The 518-nt window shown below is 43.8% G+C and carries 1 protein-coding gene; it reads right to left on the bottom strand.

Annotation, left to right across the window (positions count from 1 at the left end; translation table 11 throughout):
- Positions 1-138: 138 nt before the first annotated feature.
- The coding region (locus CXQ93_RS20320; protein WP_104112182.1) for a ubiquitin-conjugating enzyme E2 at positions 139-518 on the bottom strand (380 nt) is incomplete at its 5' end.

The following is a 518-nucleotide window of genomic DNA, read 5'->3' as shown; positions in this document are numbered from 1 at the left end:
AAGCCATTCCCTTTTGGTCCCCATCTAATAGAATACTGAGATAGATCACACTTTCTTCATTTTTCCATACATAATTAACTTAAAAAAGACCAAAGTCGCAAGGGAAAGGAGGCCTCCTCTCACACACACGGTAGCATACTAACCCATTGCATACTTCTGGGTCCAGCTCCTTGCAGTTGTCTCATACTTGCTCCTGTCTGTCTTGTACATGTGAGCAATCTCAGGCACGAGAGGATCATCCGGATTTGGGTCGGTCAAAAGTGAGCAAATGGACAGAAGAACCTTGGAAATTGTAAGCGCTGGGCTCCATTGTTCTTTCAGAATATCAAGACATATGCTCCCATTACTGTTGATATTAGGATGGAAGACCTTTGTCTTGAATGCAACCTTAGGTGGCTTGAATGGATAATCAGGAGGAAAATGAATAGTAACTAGGAATACACCTCCTGCATATGGGCTATCAGGGGGTCCCATAATTGTTGCTTGCCAGTGGAACATGTCTTCAGCTACAGGTCCAG

The sequence above is a fragment of the Arthrobacter sp. N199823 genome, assembly GCF_002929705.1.
In the GTDB taxonomy this organism is placed as follows: Bacteria; Actinomycetota; Actinomycetes; order Actinomycetales; family Micrococcaceae; genus Specibacter.
The sequence above is the reverse complement of the archived record's forward strand: the minus strand, read 5'-3'. Positions and strand labels throughout refer to the sequence as shown.